The sequence below is a fragment of the Rhodococcus sp. NPDC056960 genome, from assembly GCF_042674125.1.
In the GTDB taxonomy this organism is placed as follows: Bacteria; Actinomycetota; Actinomycetes; order Mycobacteriales; family Mycobacteriaceae; genus Rhodococcus_F.
In genome coordinates, this window is sequence record NZ_JBHURF010000003.1 from 156899 (window position 1) to 178974 (window position 22076).

At 68.4% G+C, this 22076-nt stretch carries 21 protein-coding genes; 7 read left to right on the plus strand and 14 right to left on the minus strand.

Translation table 11 applies throughout. The features are described 5' to 3' along the window. Positions 1–111 precede the first annotated feature (111 nt). Positions 112–897 carry an IclR family transcriptional regulator gene (locus tag ACFTWF_RS05945; RefSeq protein ID WP_185725553.1) on the plus strand — a complete coding sequence of 262 codons (786 nt, stop codon included), beginning with the start codon at positions 112–114 and terminating at the stop codon, positions 895–897. Here the strand turns inward: ACFTWF_RS05945 and ACFTWF_RS05950 are convergent. The 8 genes from ACFTWF_RS05950 to ACFTWF_RS05985 all read right to left on the minus strand — a co-directional run bounded on the left by ACFTWF_RS05950 (position 892) and on the right by ACFTWF_RS05985 (position 9142). After that, complete coding sequence (locus tag ACFTWF_RS05950) at positions 892–1887, minus strand: 2-hydroxyacid dehydrogenase (protein ID WP_378460346.1); 996 nt, start codon at positions 1885–1887, stop codon at positions 892–894. The genes ACFTWF_RS05945 and ACFTWF_RS05950 overlap by 6 nt on opposite strands. Further along, positions 1884–2822 carry a hydroxymethylglutaryl-CoA lyase gene (locus ACFTWF_RS05955; RefSeq protein WP_378460347.1) on the minus strand — a complete coding sequence of 313 codons (939 nt, stop codon included), beginning with the start codon at positions 2820–2822 and terminating at the stop codon, positions 1884–1886. Before ACFTWF_RS05955 ends, ACFTWF_RS05950 begins: the two co-directional genes overlap by 4 nt. Further along, the gene (locus ACFTWF_RS05960; RefSeq protein ID WP_378460348.1) at positions 2819–4072 is read right to left on the minus strand and encodes a CaiB/BaiF CoA transferase family protein; all 1254 of its coding nucleotides are present in this window, start codon (positions 4070–4072) and stop codon (positions 2819–2821) included. Before ACFTWF_RS05960 ends, ACFTWF_RS05955 begins: the two co-directional genes overlap by 4 nt. Positions 4073–4097: 25 nt before the next feature. Further along, positions 4098–5528: a GntP family permease gene (locus tag ACFTWF_RS05965; protein ID WP_378460349.1), complete on the minus strand. Its 1431-nt coding sequence runs from the start codon at positions 5526–5528 to the stop codon at positions 4098–4100. 153 nt (positions 5529–5681) lie between these two features. Further along, on the minus strand, positions 5682–6290 hold the full coding sequence (locus ACFTWF_RS05970; RefSeq protein WP_378460350.1) for a response regulator: 609 nt from the start codon (positions 6288–6290) through the stop codon (positions 5682–5684). Beyond that, positions 6287–7402, minus strand: a complete 1116-nt coding sequence (locus tag ACFTWF_RS05975) for a sensor histidine kinase (protein WP_378460351.1) — start codon at positions 7400–7402, stop codon at positions 6287–6289. The genes ACFTWF_RS05970 and ACFTWF_RS05975 overlap by 4 nt, the downstream gene beginning before the upstream one ends. A gap of 19 nt (positions 7403–7421) precedes the next feature. Further along, positions 7422–8198: an ABC transporter permease gene (locus tag ACFTWF_RS05980; protein ID WP_378460352.1), complete on the minus strand. Its 777-nt coding sequence runs from the start codon at positions 8196–8198 to the stop codon at positions 7422–7424. After that, positions 8195–9142, minus strand: a complete 948-nt coding sequence (locus ACFTWF_RS05985) for an ABC transporter ATP-binding protein (RefSeq protein ID WP_378460353.1) — start codon at positions 9140–9142, stop codon at positions 8195–8197. Before ACFTWF_RS05985 ends, ACFTWF_RS05980 begins: the two co-directional genes overlap by 4 nt. Before the next feature lie 282 nt (positions 9143–9424). Here ACFTWF_RS05985 and ACFTWF_RS05990 point away from each other — a divergent pair, with 282 nt between their 5' ends. Then, the gene (locus ACFTWF_RS05990) at positions 9425–10510 is read left to right on the plus strand and encodes a 3-deoxy-7-phosphoheptulonate synthase (protein WP_378460354.1); all 1086 of its coding nucleotides are present in this window, start codon (positions 9425–9427) and stop codon (positions 10508–10510) included. On the opposite strand, the gene ACFTWF_RS05995 is transcribed toward ACFTWF_RS05990, so the two are convergent. The 3 genes from ACFTWF_RS05995 to thpD form a co-directional block, all read right to left on the minus strand. Further along, positions 10511–11158 (minus strand): alpha-ketoglutarate-dependent dioxygenase AlkB, encoded by a 648-nt coding sequence (locus ACFTWF_RS05995; RefSeq protein ID WP_378460355.1) that lies wholly within the window; start codon positions 11156–11158, stop codon positions 10511–10513. Positions 11159–11228: 70 nt separating this feature from the next. Beyond that, complete coding sequence (locus ACFTWF_RS06000) at positions 11229–13379, minus strand: MMPL family transporter (RefSeq protein ID WP_378460356.1); 2151 nt, start codon at positions 13377–13379, stop codon at positions 11229–11231. 172 nt (positions 13380–13551) lie between these two features. Beyond that, the gene (thpD, locus tag ACFTWF_RS06005; RefSeq protein ID WP_378460357.1) at positions 13552–14463 is read right to left on the minus strand and encodes an ectoine hydroxylase; all 912 of its coding nucleotides are present in this window, start codon (positions 14461–14463) and stop codon (positions 13552–13554) included. 145 nt (positions 14464–14608) lie between these two features. Between thpD and ACFTWF_RS06010 the strand changes: the two genes are divergently transcribed. The 3 genes from ACFTWF_RS06010 (at position 14609) to ACFTWF_RS06020 (ending at position 16857) form a co-directional block, all read left to right on the plus strand. Then, complete coding sequence (locus ACFTWF_RS06010; RefSeq protein WP_378460358.1) at positions 14609–15256, plus strand: LysE family translocator; 648 nt, start codon at positions 14609–14611, stop codon at positions 15254–15256. 64 nt (positions 15257–15320) lie between these two features. After that, positions 15321–16364: a zinc-binding dehydrogenase gene (locus ACFTWF_RS06015; protein ID WP_378460359.1), complete on the plus strand. Its 1044-nt coding sequence runs from the start codon at positions 15321–15323 to the stop codon at positions 16362–16364. 67 nt (positions 16365–16431) lie between these two features. Continuing rightward, positions 16432–16857, plus strand: coding sequence for a VOC family protein (locus ACFTWF_RS06020; protein WP_378460360.1), 426 nt, complete (start codon positions 16432–16434; stop codon positions 16855–16857). 26 nt (positions 16858–16883) lie between these two features. Here ACFTWF_RS06020 and ACFTWF_RS06025 read toward each other — a convergent pair whose 3' ends face one another. Further along, positions 16884–17915, minus strand: coding sequence for an AraC family transcriptional regulator (locus tag ACFTWF_RS06025; protein WP_378460361.1), 1032 nt, complete (start codon positions 17913–17915; stop codon positions 16884–16886). Continuing rightward, positions 17912–19099 carry a pyridoxal phosphate-dependent aminotransferase gene (locus ACFTWF_RS06030; RefSeq protein ID WP_378460362.1) on the minus strand — a complete coding sequence of 396 codons (1188 nt, stop codon included), beginning with the start codon at positions 19097–19099 and terminating at the stop codon, positions 17912–17914. The genes ACFTWF_RS06025 and ACFTWF_RS06030 overlap by 4 nt, the downstream gene beginning before the upstream one ends. 120 nt (positions 19100–19219) lie before the next feature. On the opposite strand from ACFTWF_RS06030, the gene ACFTWF_RS06035 reads away from it, so the two are divergent. Next, the gene (locus ACFTWF_RS06035; protein ID WP_378460363.1) at positions 19220–19819 is read left to right on the plus strand and encodes a carboxymuconolactone decarboxylase family protein; all 600 of its coding nucleotides are present in this window, start codon (positions 19220–19222) and stop codon (positions 19817–19819) included. Here the strand turns inward: ACFTWF_RS06035 and ACFTWF_RS06040 are convergent. Then, positions 19794–20714: a sigma-70 family RNA polymerase sigma factor gene (locus tag ACFTWF_RS06040; protein ID WP_378460364.1), complete on the minus strand. Its 921-nt coding sequence runs from the start codon at positions 20712–20714 to the stop codon at positions 19794–19796. The two genes, ACFTWF_RS06035 and ACFTWF_RS06040, sit on opposite strands and share 26 nt — an antisense overlap. A gap of 278 nt (positions 20715–20992) precedes the next feature. On the opposite strand from ACFTWF_RS06040, the gene ACFTWF_RS06045 reads away from it, so the two are divergent. Beyond that, on the plus strand, positions 20993–22063 hold the full coding sequence (locus tag ACFTWF_RS06045) for an ABC transporter substrate-binding protein (protein ID WP_378460365.1): 1071 nt from the start codon (positions 20993–20995) through the stop codon (positions 22061–22063). The last annotated feature ends 13 nt before the right edge of the window (positions 22064–22076 follow it).

Genomic DNA, 22076 nt, shown 5'->3' on the forward strand with positions numbered 1-22076 from the left:
ACCACATCCCGGCTCCTGTGGCGACGGTAATTTCACCCCAGGTGAGTGCCGATGTGTGTTCCACCGCCCGTTGGCACTCACGTGCTGGTGGGGGCGACTATCGTCGGGGGTATGCGAGCGGACGACGGCGAATTGACTTCCAAGCACCAACCGTTGCTGGTGCTGAGCAAGATCACGGAGATCCTCGACGCCTTCAGCCTGGCGCGGCCGTCGATGACCCTCGGTGAGATCCACCAGGCCACGGGTCTGCCGACGTCGACGGTCCAGCGGCTGGTCAGCAACCTGGTGGCGCAGGAGTTCCTCGACCGCTCCGGCGACCAGATCCGGATCGGCGTGAAGATGGCGTTCTGGGCTGCGACGGCGACGAAGGGACTCGACGTGCTGGCGGTCGTCAGCCCGGTGCTGAAGGAGATCAGGGACGCCACCGGCGAGACCGCCAGCTTCTTCCGGGTCGAGCAGGGCTACCGCGTGTGCGTGGCGATCGCGGAGACCGAGCACGCCCTGCGGCGGAACATGTACGTCGGGAAGATCGTCCCCCTGCCCGCCGGCTCGGCGGGCCGGGTGCTGCTCGCCTGGAACCCCGACCTCACCGAACAGGTGCTCGCCGGCCCGATCGAGCCGATGACGGAAGGCACCGTCACCGACACCGACGTGCTGCGTGAGCTGATCCACCAGGCCAAGGCCGACGGGTACGCCATCACCGCGGGGGAGCGCGAGGACAGCGCGTCGGGATTGGCGGCGCCGGTGTTCGATTCGTCCGCCGATGTGCTCGGCGCGTTGGCGATCAGCGGCCCGACCCTCCGCATGCCGCGCGAGCAGTGCGAGAAGTGGGTGGATCTGCTCGTCGGCAGCGCCGAACAGGTCACCCGGACGCTCGGCGGCCGCTACCCGTCATGACCTCCACGCCTCCGGGTTGACCGGATGCGGTGGGATCCGGTTCTGCGCCATGGCCACAGCGTTCTCGGCGCACAGTCGCGACATCTCGGACCGCACGGCGACGGTGGCGCTGCCGACGTGGGGGAGCAGGACGGTGTTGGGCAGTTCCGCGAGCCCGGGCGCGAGCGCGGGCTCGTCCTCGTAGACGTCCAGTCCGGCGCCGGCGATCTCCCCGGATTTCAGGGCGTCGACGAGGGCGGCTTCGTCGACGACGGGACCGCGTGCCGTGTTGACGAGGATCGCGGTCGGCTTCATCGCCCGCATCACGTCCGCGTCCACCAGGTGCCGGGTCTGCTCGTTCAGCGGAACGTGCAGGGACAGATAGTCACTGGTGGTGACGAGAGTGTCCCAGTCGGTGTGGGTGACGCGTCCGGCGAACTCGCCGAGTTCGTCGTCCGGCACCGGCCGGTCGCCGGGAGGGCGGGGGCAGAACTGCACCTGCATTCCGAACGCGAGCGCCCGTCTCGCGGTGGCACGCGCGATCCGCCCGAAACCGGCGAGCCCGAGGGTACGTCCCGAGATGTCCTGGCCGAGGAGCAGGTTCGGCTCCCAGCCGGTGAACTGTCCGGACCGGACGAACGCGTCGGCCTCCACCGCCCGGCGGCCGGTGGCGAGGACCAGCAGCATCGCGACGTCGGCGGTGGCGTCGGTGAGCACGCCGGGGGTGTTGCCGACCAGGATCGACTGGGCGGTGGCCGCGTCGACGTCGACGTTGTTGAATCCGACCGCGTAGTTGGAGATGCCGCGGATCTTCGCGGCGGCCAGGAGGTCGGCGTCGAAGGTGTCGCGCAGCTGGGAGACGACCACGTCATAGTCCCCGGACACGCACGCGTCCCGGAGCTGCGCGGCGTCGGGCAACTCGTCGGGGACGTGGACGCTGCCCGCCGCCCGCAGCAGTGTGAGACCGGGTTCGGGGATCGGGGTGGTGACGTAGAACCGGGCGTCGCTCATCGGCCACCGCCGATGACCCACTCGAACGCGGCGGCGTTCGAGCGTGCGCCCTGGGCGGCCTTGGACCGGTTGGCCTCGCCGAGTTCGGCGAGCGTCTTCTCGGACAGTTCGACGAGCGACCCGAACACGGTGGGGGTCAGCCAGTCGGGGCGGGTGGCGAACAAGAGGTCCTCGCTGGCGGTGTTGCCGCTGGCACCGGGCGCGAACGGGCACCCGCCGAGTCCGCCGAGGGCGCCGTCGACGGTCATCGCGCCTGCCGCGACCGCGGCAAGGCTGTTCGCGACTCCCAGTCCCCAGGTGTCGTGCCCGTGGTAGACGATGCCGCGCTGCGGGGTTTCCAGCCGGACCCGGGAGACGAGCGAGTACACCTCGGCGGGGACGGCCTGGCCGAGGGTGTCGCAGACGACGACGTCGACGGCGCCGTGAGCGCGCGGATCGTTGGCGATGTCGATGACCCGCTGTTCCGGGACCCGGCCCTCGAACGGGCAGGTGAACGACGTCGCGATGCACAGCTGGATGCTGCCGCCGACGTCCCGCGCGAGTTCGATCGCCGCGGGCATCGCGGCGAGACTGTCCTCGGTGGAACGGCCGATGTTCGCCTGGTTGTGCGAATCGGACGCGGAGAAGCAGTACTGGAAATGCCGGGCGCCGGCGGCGGCGGCCTTCTCCACGTGCCGGGGCGTCGCCACCCACACCCAGCAGCGATCGAGTTCCTCCGGTGTCAGCTCCGAGATCACCTCGACGGTGTTCGCCATCGGCGGGACCAGGTCCGGGCGGGCCATCGACCCGACCTCGAGAGCGGGCACACCGAGTTCGAGGAGCCTGCGGGCGATCTCGAGCTTCCGGGCGGTGGGCAGCATCTTGCCCGTCAGCTGCAGTCCGTCGCGCAACGTGACGTCGCGGAGCAGGGTGCGTGATTCGAAGGTCTGCGTCATGAGGTGCCACCTACTGTGTTGTCGACGATAAAATCGATCTGTTCCGGGGTCTTGCCGAGCACTGTCTCGAGGACCTCCCGGGTGTGCTCACCGAGGTCCGGTCCGACGTTGCGGATGGGCAGCGACTGACCGCCGATCACCGGGACGATGCCGGGGAAGCCGACCTGCTTCGGTTCGGCCTCACCGGTGTCGACGGTGAACTGCTGAATCATGTTGCGGGCCGCGTACTGCTCGTCGCTGCAGATGTCGGCGGCCGTGTTGATCGGACCGGACGGCACCCCGGCGGTGTCGAGGATCTTCAGCGCCTCGTCGCGCGAATACTGAATCGTCCACTCGCCGATCGCCTGATCGAGTTCGTCGCGGCGCGCCCACCGTCCCGCATTGGTGGACAGGTCCGGGTCGGCGCCGAGGTCGGGACGGCCGATGGTCTCCATGTAGCGCTGGAAGATGGCGTCACCGTTGCCGGCGATGATGATGCTGTTGCCGTCGCTGCAGATGTACGCGTTCGACGGGGCGATGCCCTCCATCCGGCCGCCGACGCGTTCGCGTTTGACGCCGTACGCGAGGTAGTCGGGGATCAGCGACTCCATCATCGACAGGATCGATTCGTTGAGCGCGACGTCGATGATCCGATGCGGCAGCGACGGACCCTGCGTTCCGGCGACCTTCGAGGCCTCCCGCTGGAACAGGGCCATCACCGCCCCGAACGCCGCGTACAGGCCGGCGATCGAATCGCCGATCGACACCCCCACCCGCACCGGGGGCCGGTCCGGGTCGCCGACAAGTTCACGGAAACCGCCGGCGGCCTCGGCGACCGCGGCGAACCCCGGTCGCTGCGACATCGGCCCGGTCTGCCCGAACGCGGAAATGCGGGTGATCACCAGGTCCGGATTGGCCGCGTTGAGCGCGTCCGGTCCGATGCCCCACTTCTCCAGGGTGCCGGGCCGGAAGTTCTCCAGCAGGATGTCGCATTCGGCGGCGAGGTCCAGGACCAGTTGCCGGCCCTCCTCCGTCCGCAGGTCCAGCACGATCGACTTCTTGTTCCGGTTGATCGTCCGGTACAGCATCGACGTGTCGCCGGAGTAGAGCCGCCAGTTGCGCAGTTCGTCGCCGGTCTTCGGGCGTTCCACCTTGATGACCTCGGCGCCGAAGTCGGCGAGCATCCGGCCCGCCGTCGGGGCGGCGATGTAGTTGCCGAGTTCGAGAACCCGCACTCCGTCGAGTGGCCGAATGGTGTTGTCGGAGAACATGGTGATCCTTAACTGATAGTGACGCTCAGAGAACGAGGCTCATGGGCAGGACGAGCAGTATGGCGACGACCGATGCCACTGATACTCCCACCGAACACGTCTTCAGCGTGCCGCGTGTGGTCTGACCCATCAAGGATTGCAGCAGCCAGAACGTGTTGCTGGTGACGTGCACCGCGAACAGGGAACCGGCGCCGGCCGCGAGGGCGATGAGGACGGGGTCGAGGCCGAGGGTCGGCGCGATGGGTGCGAGGACGCCTGCCGCGGTTATGGCGGAGATGGTCACGGAACCGACGGCGACGTGCAGGACGGCGGCGATCACCCAGACCATCAGCAGCGGAGCCGCGTGATTGGCGGTGAAGTACTGACCGAGGATGTCGCCGAGTCCGGCGGCGGCGATGGTCGCGGCGAGCGACCCGCCCACCCCGGTCAGGATGAGGATCTGGCCGCTCTCGCTGAACCCGCTGGCGATCGCCTTCTGAACGCGATGCTGCCCGACGGTGATCCGCCCGACGAAACTGGTGCCGATCAGACCGATCAACAGCGCGATCAGCGGCTCCGACACGAACGAGACGACCGGGTTGCTGATGTCGGCGATGTCCAGGATCGCGCCGGTGGCGATCAGCAGGAGCGAGACGAGCAGGGGAGCGAGGAGCAGGATCAGGGGGCGGTCGTGCTGCGTCCGCTCGGCGGTGACGGCCTCGGTGCGCTGCGCCTGGGCGACGCCCCCGCCGGCGTCGGGTCGCGGGGCCGTGCCGCCGCTACCGCCGTCGGTCCAGGTCTCTTCCTCGTCGTCGACGACCGTCTGGTGGAAGTGCTCCTCGTCCTTCTCCGGGTTCCACCAACCGCGGGTGAACAGGAACGACATGATCGCCACCGAGATCGCGACGGTCGGGATCACCAGGATCAATCCGCAGATCAGCATCTTGCCGAGGGGCACACCGAGGAGTCCGGCGAGGGCGAGCGCGCCGACGCCGGGAACCATGAGCACGATGCCGCACTCCAGACCGATGGCCAGCGCGGTGGCCATGCGGGCGGTGCCGACCCGGCCGACCTTCGGTGCGAGGTTGCGGGCGAGCGGCGCAGAGATCACCAGCAGGACGTCGAGGAAGATCGATTGCAGCAGCGTCGCGATCGTCAGCGACAGCGCATAGGGCATCCGTTTCGGCCCGAACACGTGCAGCAACGTCCCGACCAGGCGCTGGATCGCGCCCATTTCCTTCAGCATGGCGCCCATCAGGACGCCGAAGGCGATCAGCAGTCCCACTTCGGCCATGATGTCGCCGAAACCGGTGCTGATGACCTTCACCGTCTCGGCCGTGCCGAGACCTGTCGTAAGTCCGAGATACGCGGAGCCGACGACCAGCGACACCACCGGGTTGAACTTGAAACGCACGATCAACAGCACCACCGCCGCTACGGCGATCGCAGTGTTGATCAGGATTCCTACATCTGACATGTGCGCGTCCTTACGAGGAGGCGGGGCAGTGACTGGTGTCACAGGTACACCCATATTATGAGCACACACTCACGATATAAGCAATGGGGCCTTCGGCCCTGTGCGCCTTTTTGGTAGCTGGAACAACCAAAAAGGCGCACGGGCGCGAAGCGCCTACAGCCAGCCGTTGGACTCCGCGAGGCGGACGGCCTCGGCGCGGGTGCTGGCACCGGTCTTGCCGATCGCCGAGGAGAGGTGATTGCGCACCGTGCCCGCGGACAGGAACAGCGCCGCGGCGATCGACGCGACGGGAGCGCCGTCGCGTGCCGCGCGCAGGACGTCGGTTTCGCGGTCGGTGAGCGGGGACTCCCCGCTGACGAGGCTGTCGGCGGCCAGGGTGGGATCGACGACGCGCAGTCCGGCATGGACGCGGCGGACGGCGTCGGCCAACTGCCGGGCCGGGGTGTCCTTCACGACGAACCCCGACGCCCCCGCCTGCAGGGCCTTGCGGAGGTAGCCGGGACGACCGAACGTCGTCACGATCAGGACCCGGGTCTGCGGCAGCTCGGCGCGCAGGGCCGCGGCCGCGGCGATCCCGTCCAGCCCGGGCATCTCGACGTCGAGGAGCGCGACGTCGGGGGAGTGCTCGCGGGCCGCCGCGACCACCTCGTCGCCGCGCCCGACCTCGGCGACGACGGTGAGGTCCGCCTCCAGGTCGAGCAGGGCGGCGAGGGCGCCGCGGACGAGGGCCTGGTCGTCGGCGAGGAGCAGCCGGATCGTCACGAAACCTCTTCTCTCACTACCTGCAACGAGAATCCGCCCGGCTGTGGATGTGTGATGACGACCCGTGCTCCGGCTGCGGCCGCACGCTCGCGCAGACCGACCAATCCGTTGCCGTGCGCGGATTCGTCACAGCCCGAGCCGTCGTCGACGATGGCGACCTCGTGCGCGGCGACCGTCACCGTGCAGTGGGTCGCCCCGCTGTGCCGGACCACGTTGGTGACGCCTTCGCGCACCGTCCACGCGAACAACTCGCGGAGGCCGGTTGGCACCGACTCGGTGCTGTTGGGCAGGTCGGCCTCGATCCCCGCGGACCGCAATGCCTCCGCGGCCCTGGCGATCTCCATCGGGAGGGACAGCCCCCGGATTCCCTGGACCGCCTGCCGGACGTCGGCGAGTGCGTCGCGGGAAAGCCGTTCCAGGTCGGCCACTTCCGTGCGGGCGCGGTCGAGGTCGAGGTCGAGGAGGCGGCCCACGAGTTCGGCCTTGACGGTGATGACGGTGAGGGAGTGCCCGAGGATGTCGTGGAGGTCCCGGGCCATCCGGGTGCGTTCCTCCTGCACCGCGAGCCGTTCGCTCTCCTCCCGCTCCCGGACCAGTTCGATGTTGCGGTTGATCAGCTTGGTCACCCCGAACATCGCGAATGCCGCCGCGCACACCCCCAGCGACAGTCCGGTCCCCGACCCCCAGTCCATGGCCGACGAGATCACCTCGACCAGGGCCGCGACACTCAGCGCGGTGAGTCCGCCGAGCCACGCGGGCAGCAGGATGATGGCTGACACCGCGAGGAACACGGCGGCCGACAAACCCGAGGGCCCGACGGACACCACCATGACGGCCGCGAGTGCGAACAGGGCCACCATGATCGGGATCGCCTGGTTCAGTGGTGGCCGAAACTCGTTGTGCGCCCGACGGGTATGCGACCACCGGAACATCCCGAGGTACGTGATCGCGAACGCGAGGGTGGCGATCATCGCGATCCAGCCCCGGAGGTGATCGCGGTCGGCCCAGCCGTCGAGGAACGGCTGGACGAGAAACACCGTCCACGCGGCGGCGAACAGGAAACCGAAACGGCCCCATCGCCTGGTGACGACGGGACCGTCGGGGGTGCTCACGGAGGTCACGATACCGCCGTCACACCCGCTCGGTGTCGCGCTGGAACCGCCACGCCGCGCCGCCGACGAAGATCACCAGCCACACCGCGACGTTGACCGGCCACGTCCACTGCATCGCATCGCCGGTGAGCGGTGCATGCACCAACTGGCTGAGCCCGTAGGTCGGCATGAACTGCGCGATCGACGCCCACACCGAACCGTCCTGCAGCGGCATGAACAGGCCGCCCGCGAAGCCGAGCACAGCGAGTCCCGGGCCGAGGATCTGCATGACGTTCTCGCTCGGCAGCAGATAACCCATGAAGAGGCCGAAGGCGGCGAACACCGCGGAGCCCAGCCACGTGATCAGGGCCGTCGCGAACCACAGCGAAGTGTCCATGTGGACGGACGTGAACGCGCCCACGGTGTAGACGACGCCGACCGCGAGGAGCCCGAGCATCATCGCGACGAGCACCTTGACGAGGATGTAGACCCCGGGAGCCAGCGGGGTGAGTCGCAGTTGCCGGCTCCACCCCGACGCCCGCTCCACCGACACCATCGCGCCGCCGCTCGTCGTGGCGATCATCGCGCCGTACAGCGCCATGCTGATCATCACGTACGCCGACACGTTCCCGTTGCCCGCGCTCTCGCCCGCGTAGTCGGGGTTGAGACCGAAGATGAGGAAGAAGGCGACGGGCATCACCAAAGTGATGATCATCGTGCGCCGATTACGCAGCAGGCGGCGGACTTCCAGTCCGAGGAGGGTCGGATTCAGGCCCCCGAGTGGCGGGACGCGGCGGCTCGCGGCGAGGGTGGTCATCGGTTCTGTCCTTCCGGATCGGTGTCGTCGGACGTGAGCGCGATGAAGGCGTCCTCGAGGCCCCGGGAGACGATCTCGAGGTCGCAGGCGGGGGTCTGTGTGAGTAGGTGACGCGCGACGGCATCCGTGTCCCGGGAGTGGACGAGCACGCTGTCGCCGCGCACTTCGATGCTGTCGGCGCCGGGGATCGCGAACAGCTGTTCCTTGTCGGCGCCGGGGAAGTGGGCGCGGACCGTGCGCCCGGCGGCGAGCGCCTTCACCTCGGCGGCGGTGCCGTCGGCCACCACTCTTCCCTTGCGTACCAGCACGATCCGGTCGGCGTACGCGTCGGCCTCCTCGAGGTAGTGCGTCGCGAACACCACCGTCCGCCCGCTGGCGTCGGCGCGGATCGCGGACCAGAAGTCGCGCCTGCCCTCGACGTCCATGCCCGTCGTCGGCTCGTCGAGGATCAGCAGTTCGGGGTCGGACAGCAGCGCCATCGCGAACCGCAGACGTTGTTGCTGCCCGCCGGAACACTTGCCCACCAATCGTTTTCCGAGATCCGCGATGCCGGCCCGGGTGAGGACCTCGTCGACCGGCCGCGTGTCGGCGAACAGGCTCGCGGTGAGCCGGACGGTCTCCTCGACCGTCAACTCCTTCAGCAGACCGCCGGTCTGCATGACGGCGGAGACGAGGCCCTTCGCGATCGCGGTGCGCGGGTCGGTGCCGAACACCGCCACCTCGCCGGACGTGGGCCGGGACAATCCGAGGACCATGTCGATCGTGCTGGTCTTCCCGGCGCCGTTGGGGCCGAGGAAGGCGACGATCTCACCGGGCCGGATCTCGAGGTCCAGCCCCCGGACGGCGTGGACGTCACCGAAGCGCTTGTGGACGCCCCGCAGGCTCACGGCCGGAGCCGACGACGCGGCGGCCTTCGCGGAGGTGCGGAGTTCTGTCGATGTCATGCATTCAGCGTGCGATCCGGACGGCCGCCGGCCCCCACACGTCCGTCACGACCTCACCGTGACAAATGTCAGGGGCGGGGGGTAGGTGTGGCGCCGATCGGGGGCAGCCGTTATGGTGGGCGCCATGCAGCGCGCATATTTCTGGTTTAGCAGGCCGGCCCCGGGTGGGCCGGTCGGCGTAACCTTGCGCTGACTTCTTCCACCCCAGAGCCGGATTACAGACCGGCTCGCGGGAATCGTCACAGTCTTCGAGGGCCGGCCTGAGAACAGGAACCCGAACCCATGACTGCAACTCTCGACACCACCAGCACTGATCGGCTGGACGACCAGCGCACCGTGAGCATCAGCCCACTGGTCGCCCCGTCCACGGTCCGTGCCGAGCATGCCCCCGACGACGTCGCGTCCGCGACCGTGCGTTCGGGCCGCGCCGACACGGTGAACGTGCTGAACGGCGACGACGACCGCCTGCTCGTCGTCGTCGGCCCCTGCTCGGTGCACGATCCGGCCGCCGCCATGGACTACGCCCGCCGCCTGGCCGCGAAGGCCGAGGAACTGCGCGACGACCTGCACATCGTCATGCGCGTCTACTTCGAGAAGCCGCGCACCACGCTCGGCTGGAAGGGCCTGCTCAACGACCCCCACCTGGACGGCACGTTCGACATCGACACCGGGATCCGCATGGGCCGCAAGCTGCTGCTGGACGTGTCGTCGCTCGGACTTCCGGTCGGGTGCGAATTCCTCGACCCGATCATGCCGCAGTACATCGCGGACCTGGTCACCTACGGCGCGATCGGTGCGCGCACCGCCGCCAGCCAGGTGCACCGGCAGCTGTGCAGCGCCCTGTCGATGCCCGTCGGAATCAAGAACTCGACCGAGGGCGACGTGCAGGTCGCGGTCGACGGCACCCGCGCCGCGGCGGCGAGCCACGTCTTCCCCGGCACCGATCTCGACGGTCAGGCGGCCCTGATCCGCACCCTCGGCAACCCCGACTGCCACGTCATCCTGCGCGGCGGCAGCGACGGACCCAATTACGACGCCGAGACGGTGGCCGACACCATTGCCCGGCTGCGCAAGGCCGGCCTGCCGGAGCGGGTCGTCATCGACGCCAGCCACGGCAACAGCAGCAAGAACCACGAGAAGCAGGTCGACGTTCTCGAGGACATCGCGACCCGGCTGGAGGTCGGCGAGAAGGGGATCGTCGGGGTGATGGTGGAGAGCTTCATCGAGGCCGGCCGCCAGGACCTCACGCTGGGGAAGGCCGAGGACCTCACGTACGGTCAGTCCATCACCGACGCGTGCATCGACTGGAACACGACGGCGGCGCAGCTGGACCGCCTGTCCCAGGCGGTGGCGACCCGGCGCGGGTGATCACCGCACGCCTCTCGTCCGGAACTGGACGCTGATCCGCGGTCCGAGCGGGCGGGTGCTCTTCGGTACGCAATGCTCCCAGGTGCGCTGGCAGGAACCCCCCATCACCAGCAGGTCGCCGTGGCCGAGCGAGTACCGGATCGAGTGCCCGCCGCCGCGCGGACGCAGCAGCAGCGGTCGCGCAGTGCCGAGCGAGAGGATGGCGACCATCGTGTCTTCGGTGCGGCTCCGGCCCGTGTCGTCGCCGTGCCAGGCGACGCTGTCGGAGCCGTCGCGGTAGAAGCACAATCCCGACGTCGCGAAGTCTTCGCCCAACTCCGACCGGTAATGCCTGCTCAGGGCGGCGCGGGCGGAGGCGAGGAGCGGGTCCGGGAGCGGTTCGCCCTCGGGGTAGAACCGGACGAGCCGCGGCACGTCCACCACTCGGTCGTACATCTGGCGCCGCTCCGCCTGCCACGGCACTGTCTCCGCGAGAGTCGTGAACAGCTCGTCCGACCCGGTCAGCCATCCCGAACGCACATCCACCCACGCTCCCGCCGTCAGCGTCCGACGCTGCACCGTCCGTCCGAGCTCGCCCAACTCGACACCGCCCGACGCGTCGTCGAACAGCGAGGCCTGGAGCGCGTACCGCGCATCCGCGGAAGTCATGCCGCCATGCTACCCGATGATCGAACGTATGTTCCCACTGTCGCTGCGTCTGCCGGGAATGCCGCGGCAGCTATCGCCGCACGGCGGGTTCGCGCTCGTCGCCGGTGTCGATGGTGGTCTTCTGCCGGCTGGGCCACCAGAAGGCGCGACCTTCGAGAGCCGACAGGCTCGGCACCAGCATGGGTGCCATCGCGAAGGCGGCGATCGCGACGCCGACCGCGACTCCGAAGCCGAGTTCGGCGAGGTTCGCAAGACCGGTGAGGGTCAGGGATGCGAACGTCAGGGCCAGGATCAGCCCGGCGGCCGCGACGGTGGGGGCGTCGTTGGAGACGGCGATCCGTGCCGCGTCGCGCGAGGAGTAACCGTTGCGGAATTCTTCCCGCAACCGGGAGGCGAGCAGGATGTTGTAGTCGGTGCCGATCGCGACGACGAAGAGGTACAGCACGATGGGGATCGAGAAGTCGATTCCCGGGTATCCGAGGCCGTGCAGGAACAGCAGCACCACCGCCCCGAGCGTGGCGACGAACGTCAGCGCGACGCAGATCAGCAGATTGACCGGAGCCAGCACCGCGAGCAGCAGCAGTGCGAGGATCAGCGCGATCGCGACCGCCGCGACGGGGAACACGAGACGCGTATCCTTCGCGAGTTGCGCGCGGACGTCGACGAAGGTGGACGTCTGCCCTCCCACAACAACTTCCGCGCCCGGGACCGCGCCGTGGGCGGCGTCGCGGACCGGGCCCTCCACCAGGTCGAGAGCCGAGTTGTCGTAGGGGTCGTCGGCGAGGATCACGCTGACGAGCGCGGCCGTGCCGTTCTGGCTGGGTCGCGGCGGGGCCACCGAGGACACCCCCGGCACCTGTGACAGGGCGGTGACGAGCGGGGCGAGCGTTGCGGGATCGAGCGGTCCGGGGGCCACGACGTACACCTGGGTCGGGCTGAGCGCACCCGCGGGGAAGGACTGTCCGAGGGTGTCGAACGCCTGCTGCGACGGGGTGTCGGAGGGCAGTTCACCGAGGGTGTTGTAGGTCGATTTGTACCCGGACGCGAACGAGGCCAACGCGAGCAGGACGACGCCGATCGCGAGGGCGAAGACCGCGGGGCGGCGGCCGATCGCGGTGCCGATCGATGCGAACGGGGTGTGCGGGCTGTCGTGTCCCGGACCGAGCGGCCAGAACAGATGCCGGCCGAGGACGGTGAACACGGCGGGGATCAGCGTCAACGCCGTCACGAGCATGACGGCGACGGCGACGATGAGACCGGGGGCGAGGGTGGTGAGCGAACCGAGTTTCGCCAGGAGCAGTGCGGCGAACGCGACGATGACCGTGAGCGCCGACGACGCGACGACCCGTCCGACGACGTCGGTGGAGAAGACGAGTGCTTCCCGATGGGTGTCGGCGGTGGAACCCGCCGCGGCCTGCTGCCGGAGACGCTCGCGGTAGCGGAACAGCAGGAAGACGATGTAGTCGGTGCCGACACCGAAGAGGACGACGACGAGGATCGACTGCAGCGACGTGCTGACCTCGAAATCGAACAGATCGGCGAGCACGGCGGTCAGCCCGGTGACCACCGACAGCACCACGCCGATGACGACCACCGGTAGGACCGCGATGACGGGACTGCGGAAGATCAGGCCGAGGAGGGTCAGGATGACGATGACCGTGGCGATCGTGATGACCTTGTCCGCGTTGTCGTATGCGGCGGTTGTGTCGACCTGAATGGCGGCGTTCCCCGTCAGTCCGCTGACGAGGCCGGTGCCGTTCAGTTGTTGCCTGGCCTGGTCGCGGACGACCGGGACGGCGTCGTTGACCTGGTCGTCGCCGGGTTGTCCGGCGAACACGACCTGCAGTGCGGCGGCCTTCCCGTCGGTGGACAGCGACGTCGGCGAGCCCTGCACACTCACCACTCCGGGAATCGCCGAATTCTGCAGTGAGGTAGCGAGATTCAACGCCGTCTGCTGATCGGTGGGCGACAGCGCGGCGCCGTCGGCGCGAACCACCACCAGGCTTCCGGTGGCGCCGGACAGACTGGGGAAGTACTGGTTGCCGACTGCCTGCGCCTCGGAGGACTCGAATGAACTGGGCAGGAACCTCTGCTGGTTTCCGGTGGTGTAGTCGTCGAGGCTGGGGGAGAACAGAATGACGGCGACGGCGGCAACCACCCAGGCCGCGATGATCTGCCAGGGGTGCGCGACGACCGTGCGGGCGATGTAGGCAAACATCATTCCCCGTTCCGGGAGATGAGGGGTTCGGCCGGCGCCCGTGGCCGGGCGGTCGAACCGTGCCCAGTCATCGTCGCATGCAGCGTGCCGCGAAGGCTACGGGTTTCGTGGCATCGGCAGACCGCGGCCCCGTTCCCGAATCAAGGAGCGGGGCCGCGGTATGTCGTGGTGCTCGCTACCGCACCGGGGTGAAATCGCGGCTCCCGAGGTAGCCGGGACGCGGCGCGGGCGCCGAGAACGGTTCGTCCAGTGTGTTCTCGATGCTGTTGAACACGATGAAGAGATTGGACCGCGCGAACGGAGTGATGTTGCCGTTCGAACCGTGCATGCAGTTGGAATCGAAGACGGTGGCGGAACCGGCCGGTCCCGTCATCGTGTCGATGCCGTACTCGTTGGCCATCCGGGTGAGCGTCGACTGATCGGGCGAACCCGTCGGTGGCACGTAGCTGACCAGTGACTCCTTGTGGTAGTCGGCCGGCGTCTCGCCTGCGCACGAGACGTACGCGCGGTGGGATCCGGGCATGATCATCAGCCCGCCGTTGTGCCCGTAGTTCTCGGTGAGCGCGATCGAGATGCTCGCGGCCCGGGGCGCGGGCATGCCGTCCTCGGCGTGCCACGTCTCGAAGTCGGAGTGCCAGTAGAACGGTCCGCCGGTGAAACCGGGCTTGAAGTTGAGCCGCGACTGGTGGACGTAGACGTCCGACCCGAGGATCTGCCGGGCGATGCCCACCACCTCGGGACGGCGGATGATCTCGTCGACGATGCCGCTGAGTCGGTGGACGTCGAACACCGAACGGACGGCGCCGTCGCCGTTCTCCCGCACCACGCGGTCGTCGCCGCGCAACGTGTCGGTCTCGGCGAGGCGGGTCATCTCGTCGACCAGGTTGAACACGTCGCGTGGTGGGATGATCGCGTCGGCGGAGTGGTACCCGCGTGCGTCGTAGTCGGCAATCTGATTCGCGGTGAGCGGACCGGACCGGGTATCACCCCGTTTCGGGTCGAACCAGGTGACCGGATCCTGGCGGACGGTCATCGTGCACTCGTTGCGGTCCCGCGTGGGGTAGTTGTCGGCTACTGCCAAACGCATAACTCGTGTTTCACCCTTTCGGATTGGACAACGCTTTACTCTTCCGACGTTCCCACTGGTCGTCGACGAATGCAACCCGGACGCAGGTCCACCGAGGCCGGACTGGACCGTGACGGCGAGTCGCCGTGGTGGGATCGTCACGGACATGATCGATTCGACGGCGGTACTCGGGGTGGCGGCGATCGCGCTCGGAATGGTTCTCACTCCGGGACCCAATATGGTGTATCTGGTCTCGCGCAGCATCACTCAGGGCCGGACTGCCGGTCTGGTCTCGCTCGGCGGGGTCGCCGCCGGGTTCCTGTGCTATCTCGCGGCTGCGGCACTGGGTATTTCGGCGGTGTTCACCGCCGTCCCGCAGGCGTACACCGCGCTGAAGGTGGCCGGCGCGTGCTATCTGGGCTGGCTGGCGTGGCAGGCGCTGCGCCCCGGTGGGAGCGCGCCGTTCGCGCCTACCCGCACCCTGCCCCGGGATTCGTCGGCCCGGCTGTTCCTGATGGGCTTCACGACGAACCTGCTCAACCCGAAGATCGCGGTGATGTACCTGGCCCTGATACCGCAATTCGTTCACCCCGGCGCCGGTCCCGTCTGGTCGCAGAGCCTGCTGCTCGGCGGCATCCAGATCGCCGTCGCGCTCACGGTGAACGCGCTGATCGTCTGTGTTGCAGGAACTGTCGCGTCTGTCCTGTCGGGCCGTCCGGTGTGGATCCGCGCCCAGAAGGTCGTGATGGGAAGTGTCCTCGGCGGGCTCGCCGTCCACCTGGCACTCGACCGGACACGCCCGGCGGTGGTCTGAATCATGCACACCTGGGCGCGGTTCGCGGGTACGGTCGGAGGCAACGACGACGAAGGGGCGGGCAATGGCCGGGACCATGCGGGCGGAACGATTTCATGCGGTCACCAAAACCATTGCTGTCGAGGATGTTCCGATTCCGGAGCCGGGTCCGGGTGAAGTGCTCGTCAAGGTGGAGTTCTGCGGCATCTGCCATTCCGATCTGAGTCTGATCGACGGCACGTTTCCCGCGCTGCTGCCCGAGGTGACCCAGGGGCACGAGGCCTCGGGGACCATCGCGAAACTCGGTGCCGGAGTGACCGGTTGGTCCGAGGGCGACCGGGTGGTGCCGTCGGCGGGCAGGCCCTGTCTCGCGTGCCGCAACTGCCGCCGCGGCGACCTCACCAACTGCCTGCACATCCAGCTCATGGCATTCGCCTACGACGGCGCGTGGGCCGAGTACACGGTGGCGCAGGCCGGGGGACTGACCCGCATCCCCGACAACGTGCCGTTCGAGCAGGCGGCCATCCTCGCCGACGCGGTGTCGACGCCGTTCGGTGCGGTCGTGCGCACCGGCAAGGTCGTGGTCGGGGAGACCGTCGGAGTGTGGGGCGTGGGCGGAGTCGGCACCCACATCGTGCAGCTGGCGCGTCTGGTGGGGGCCGTTCCGGTGATCGCGTTCGACGTCAATCCCGCTGTGCGCGAACGCGCCCTCGAACTCGGCGCCGACTACTCCTTCGACTCCCGGGAGGAGAACCTGAAGGAGAAGGTCGCGGAGGCGACCGGCGGCCGGATGCTGGACGTCGCGTTCGACGCCGCCGGACTGAAGGTGACGTTCGAGCAGGCGCTCGACTTCCTGACCGTGGGTGGCCGTCTCGTCGCGGTCGGGTTGAGCGCGCAGGAGGCGTCGGTGGGCACGACAGCGCAGTTCGGGCTGTCGCAGAAGCAGGTGCTCGGCCATCTGGGGTACAAGAATGTCGACATCGAGACCCTCGCCGAACTGGTGTCCCGCGGCCGCCTCGACCTGTCCCGTTCGATCAGCGAGATCGTGCCGCTCGAGGAGGTGGCGACGGGCATCGAGAAGCTCGCGAATCACGAGGGGAGTCCCATCCGGATCCTGGTCAGGCCCTGAAGCGGTCGGCAGGGCTCACGGATTCGACCGCTCCGGACCTGTCGGTATCCCGCTGTACCGTCGGCGCATGGGATATGAATTTCACGTCACCGTGGACTCGGAGAACCCGCATACCCTGGCCCGATGGTGGGCGCAGACACTCGGCTGGGAGGTGGAACCCAGCGACGAGGAGTTCATCCGGGGCCTCGTCCGGGCCGGCCACGCGCAGGAATCGGACACCATGGAGTTCGAGGGTGTCCTGGTCTGGCGGGAGGGTGCGGCCATCCGCGATCCGGAACACTCGGAGCGTCCCCGCGTGCTGTTTCAGCGGGTTCCCGAATCGAAGACGGTGAAGAATCGACTTCATCTGGACCTCCGGGTGGGAGACGGGCGCGACGAGGTCGCCGAGAAGCTGGAGCAATCCGGCGCCACCGTGCTCCACCGGGGTCGCCAGGGTCCGAGTGAGTGGATCACGATGGCCGATCCGGAGGGCAACGAGTTCTGCGTCAGCTGACGCAGCACACCCCGGACACGGAACACTCACCGATACGCGCTGGGTGTGCTTCCGGTCCAGCGTTTGAAGGCGCGACGGAAGGCGCTGGGCTCGGAGAACCCGAGCCGCGCCGACAGATCCTCCACGGATTCTCCGCGCCGGAGACCGGCGACGGCGGCGTCGCGGAGCACTTCCTCCCGCAACTGGTTGAGCGACGTCCCGTCCTGCCGGAGCAGGCGGCGAAGGTGGGGGACGCTGATCGACAGCATCTCCGCGATGTCCTCGGCGGTCGAGGTGCGGCCCTTCTTGCCGTGTTCGAGAACCCGGCGTACCTGCGCCGACGCCGTGCTGTCGTAGTCGCGTTCCGACATCAGCAGCGTCGGGGACTCCCGCAGGTAGTCCTCGAGGGTCTCCTCGGTCTGGATGATGGGGGCCCGCATCACCGCGTTGTCGAATTCGATTGCGGGGATGTCGGAATCGAATGTCACGGGAACACCGAAGATGTGATCGTAATTTTCGGCGAGCTGCGGCAGCGGAGCCGGATACGGCAGTTCCACCGCCAGCAACCGGACCCTCTTGCCCACGAGCCAGGCCGCGAACCGGTGAAGCAGTATCAGCAGGAAGTCGGTGATGACGCGCACCGACTCGACCGACGCCGGCCCGTCCTCGGTCGCCGGCGCCGCCGAGCCCGGGCGGATGTCGATGGTCATCCGGGTTCCGCCGTTGACGCCGGGACCGATGTGCAGTGGCGGCAGGGACGGCAGTGCGCGGAGGATGTCGGCCATCCGCTCGAGGGCCGCGGACAGATCCGCGGTGTGGATCAGGGCGAGGCACACGAGCCGAAAAGTGCCGCGCGGGACGGGGGCCGGACCGAGTCCGAACAATTCGTCGCCCGTGATCTGCCAGACCGCCTGGGTGAATGCGGTGACCTGCGTCGGCGTCAGCCGGGCCAGCGGGTCTTCGAGCGATGCCGTCGTGATTCCTGCCGCGGACAGCGCGGGGGAGAGGTCGGCCCCGCTGTGCGCCGACAGTTCGAGCGACCGCCGCACGAAGTCGGCGGGGATGGTGCGGGCAGTCACGATCCGGGTTTTCCCAGTGTCCGGAGCCGCCGTGCGGCCTCCTCGAGCACGGCATCCTGTTTGCAGAACGCGAAGCGCACCATCGGATTCCAGGGTTCCGGATGGTCGGTGAACACGCTGACCGGCACCGCGGCGACACCGATGCGCGCCGGGAGATTGCGGCAGAACTCGATGCCGTCCCGCTCGCCGATCGTGGTGATGTCAGCGCACAGGTAGTACGTGCCGCCGCCCGAATGGACGTCCAGGCCGGCCGCGACGAGCGCGTCGTACAGCACGTCCCGCTTCGTCTGCAGACTGTCCCGCAACTGCGTCACCCACCGCTGCTCGTGGGTCAGCGCGTGTGCGATCGCCGGCTGGAACGGGCCGCCGCCGACGAAGGACATGTACTGCTTCGCGGTTCGCACCGCGTCGATCAGTTCGGCCGGACCGCACGCCCAGCCGATCTTCCACCCGGTGACGTTGAACGTCTTGGCGGCGCTCGACACCGAGACGGTCCGCTCGTACATTCCCGGCAGGGTGGCCAGGGCGGTGTGCGTCCGGCCGTCGAAGACCAGGTGCTCGTACACCTCGTCGCTGAGCACCAGCAGGTCGTGCTCGCAGGCCAGTTCCGCGACGGCGGCGATCTCGTCGGGGGTGAACACGGTGCCCGTCGGGTTGTGCGGGGTGTTGATCACCAGCATCCGGGTCTTCGGTGTGATCGCGGCCCGCAGCGCGTCGAGGTCGACGACGAACGCCGCACCGGACCGGGCGAGCGGCACGCTGCGCCGCACCGCGCCCGCCAGCGCGACCGACGCCGCGTACGAGTCGTAGTACGGCTCGATCAGCACCACTTCCTCGCCCGGTTCGACGAGACCCAGAATCGCCGCGCTGATGGCCTCGGTGGCGCCGACGGTGACCAGCACCTCCGAATCGGGGTCGTGGTCGAGCCCGTACCGGGCCAGCCGGTCGGCCGCGACCGCGTGGCGGAGCACGGGCATGCCGGGGCCGGGAGGGTACTGGTTGAGCCCGTCCGCGATGGCCTGCCGCGCGGTGTCGAGCATCGACGCCGGACCGTCGGTGTCGGGGAACCCCTGGCCGAGGTTGATGGCGTCGTTGCTCACGGCGAGTGCGGTCATCTCGGCGAAGATGGTGGACGCGAACGGCTGCAAGCGCTCGACGGTGCGGTTGCGCGGCGTTGCGGGCATTACTGCAGCGTAGTCGGTGTGACACCGACGGTTGCACAGGGCCGTGTCACGTTCGGCGGGGCTGTCTCGTCTTCTCGGTAGACGGCGCGCACAGGGCGCCCGGTGACGATGGAGGACGCAATGCCCCGCATTCCCGCAGTGGCCCCGGCCGACGCGAGCCCGCTGGTCAAGGTCGCGTACAAGTTCGCTGCCCACAAGTTCGACGAGGTGCCCGAGCCGTTCGCCGTGCTCGCCCATCACCGCAAGCTGTTCGTCGCGTCCGCCCGCCACGAGCTGGCGGTGCAGAAGGCGTCGACCGTACTTCCCGCCAACGTCCGGGAGATCGCCGTCTACCGCGTGGCGTGGACGGTCGGCTGCTCGTGGTGCGTGGACTTCGGAACGATGCTCCAACGCCTCGACGGTCTGGACGTGGAGCGGCTCCGGCACATCGCCGACTACGCCGAGTTCCCGGCGTACAGCGACGACGAGCGCGCGGCCATCGCGTACGCGGACGCGATGACGACGACGCCCACCACCGTCACCGACGAACAGGTGGCGGATCTGGAGCGCCGCTTCGGCCGCGCCGGGGTGGTCGAACTGTCCTATCAGATCGGCATCGAGAACATGCGGGCACGGATGTACTCGGCGCTGGGCATCACGGAGCAGGGATTCGGCACCGATTCGTGCCGGGTGCCGTGGGCCGACGACACCGCGGTCACGGAGGACCGTCCGGGAGCCTGATCCCGGTGAACTTCTCCGGATTGGCGATGTCGTACGCCGCGTAGACGAGACCGTCCCGGACGGTGAACCCACCCACTCGCGGCGGCGAACTGCGGTGGGCTTCGTCGCCGGTGTACCCCGCGGTGAAGACGCCGAGCTGGCCGTTGACGAGAACCGGCTGGATGGTGGTGAAGATGTCCGGTCCGTATCGCTGCAGGAGGCCGAGGAAGAATCGCGCGAACTTGTCTGCACCCCGGACGACGTTGACGGCGGTGCTGGTGGTGCCGTTCGCGTCGCCGATGACCACGGCCTCCGGATGCAGTGCCGCGACCACCGCGTCGAGATCGCCCGCGGCCAGTGCCTCGAGCAGTCGCTGCACGGCGAGGGCATGCTCCTCGTCGGGCACGGCGGGTGTGGTTGCGGCGGCGGCCTTGCGGGCTCTCGACGCGAGTTGACGCGCTGCCGGCGTGGTGATCCCGAGAATGTCCGCGACCTCGTCGAACGGCACCTCGAATCCGTCGTGCAGCACGAACGCGACCCGCTGCTGCGGGGTGAGCGTGTCGAGCACGATCAGCGCCGCGAGGCGGTTGTCCTCCTCCCGGACAACCGCTTCCAGTGGATCCGGTTCGGCCGACGGCGACAGACTGGTGACGATCGGTTCCGGAAGCCATTGGCCGACATACTGTTCCCGTCGCACCGCGGCCGAACGCAACCGGTCGAGGCAGATCCGCCCGACCACCGTCGTGAGCCACGGGCCGAGGTCGCGAATGTCGGTGGCACCGGCGTCGTCGAGTCGCAGCCACGACTCCTGGACGGCGTCCTCCGCGTCGCTGACGCTTCCCGTCAGGCGATAGGCCACGGAGAGCAGATGCCGCCGGTGGGACTCGAATTCGTCTACCAACGTCGCAGTGGGCATGCCGATATCCTACGTGCGGTCCAGACATAAAATCCGCGGTGCGCGTAACCGTTGACCCTGGTGGCGGGTCGGGACGTATGGTGTGGCGACCACACCACCTCCAGGGAGTCTGCCATGTTCCAGTGTTCCAGCTGTCGTAGCTGACCTGGCTTTTTCGCACCCCTTTTTCCGCACGTTCCGTCCACCTCGCCCGGCGATCGCCGCACGCGGGCGGAAGTGCGCGTCGCACGACCCGCCGCACCGTCGTCCGCGGGCATCACACACTAGGAAGACCTTCGATGATTCGTCCACGTCTCGCGCGGACTCTGGCAGCCGCCGTCGCCCTGCTCACCTTCACCAGTCTCGCCGCCGCCTGCTCCGGTTCCGAGGCCACCACGACCGCCGACGGCAAGACGGTACTCCGCTACGAGGGCAGCACCGGTCAGGTCTCCTTCCCGGAACTCGCGGCCGATCTCGGCTACTACCAGAAGGTCGAGTTGAACTGGATCGGCGACACCACCAGTGGGCCGCAGAGCATTCAGAACGCCGCCACCGGTCAGACGGACTTCGGTGGAGCGTTCAACGGCGCGGTGCTGAAGCTGGCCGCGGCCGACTCGCCGATCACCTCGGTCATCGGGTACTACGGCTCCGACAAGGAGACGTTCAACGGGTACTACGTCCTCGACGGAAGCCCGATCACGTCCGCCCGCGACCTGATCGGCAAGAAGGTCGGGATGAACACGCTGGGTGCGCACCACGAATTCCTCGTGCGTGAGTGGCTGGCGCGGGAGGGCCTGACCCCGGACGAGATCAAGCAGGTGGAGCTGGTCGTCGTGCCGCCGGTGAACACCGAGCAGGCGCTGCGGCAGGGACAGATCGACGTCGGAACCCTCGGAAGTGTGTTCCGGGACAAGGCCGTCGAACGGGGCGGCATTCGCCCGCTGTTCACCGACGAATCCATCTTCGGGTCCTTCACCTACGGTTCGCTGCTGTTCCGCGACGACTTCATCGCGAAGAACAAGGACGCCGTCGCCGACTTCGTGCAGGGCACCGCGCGGGCCATCCGGTGGACCCAGACGACCCCGCGGGACGAGGTGATCGCGAAGTTCAAGGACATCATCACCCGTCGCGGCCGCAACGAGACCACGGATCTCGTCGACTACTGGAAGTCGCCGGGCGTCGCCGGCCCCGGTGGCGTAATCACCGACAAGGAGATCCAGACGTGGATCGACTGGCTCGTCCGCAACGGCGAACTCGAGGACGGCAAGCTCACGCCCGCCGACGTCTACACCAACGAATACAACCCGTACGCCAACGGCACGTACCCCGCCGACAGCGGTCCCGACGGCCAGGCACTGGCCGCCAAGTGAACTCCGCTCCGTA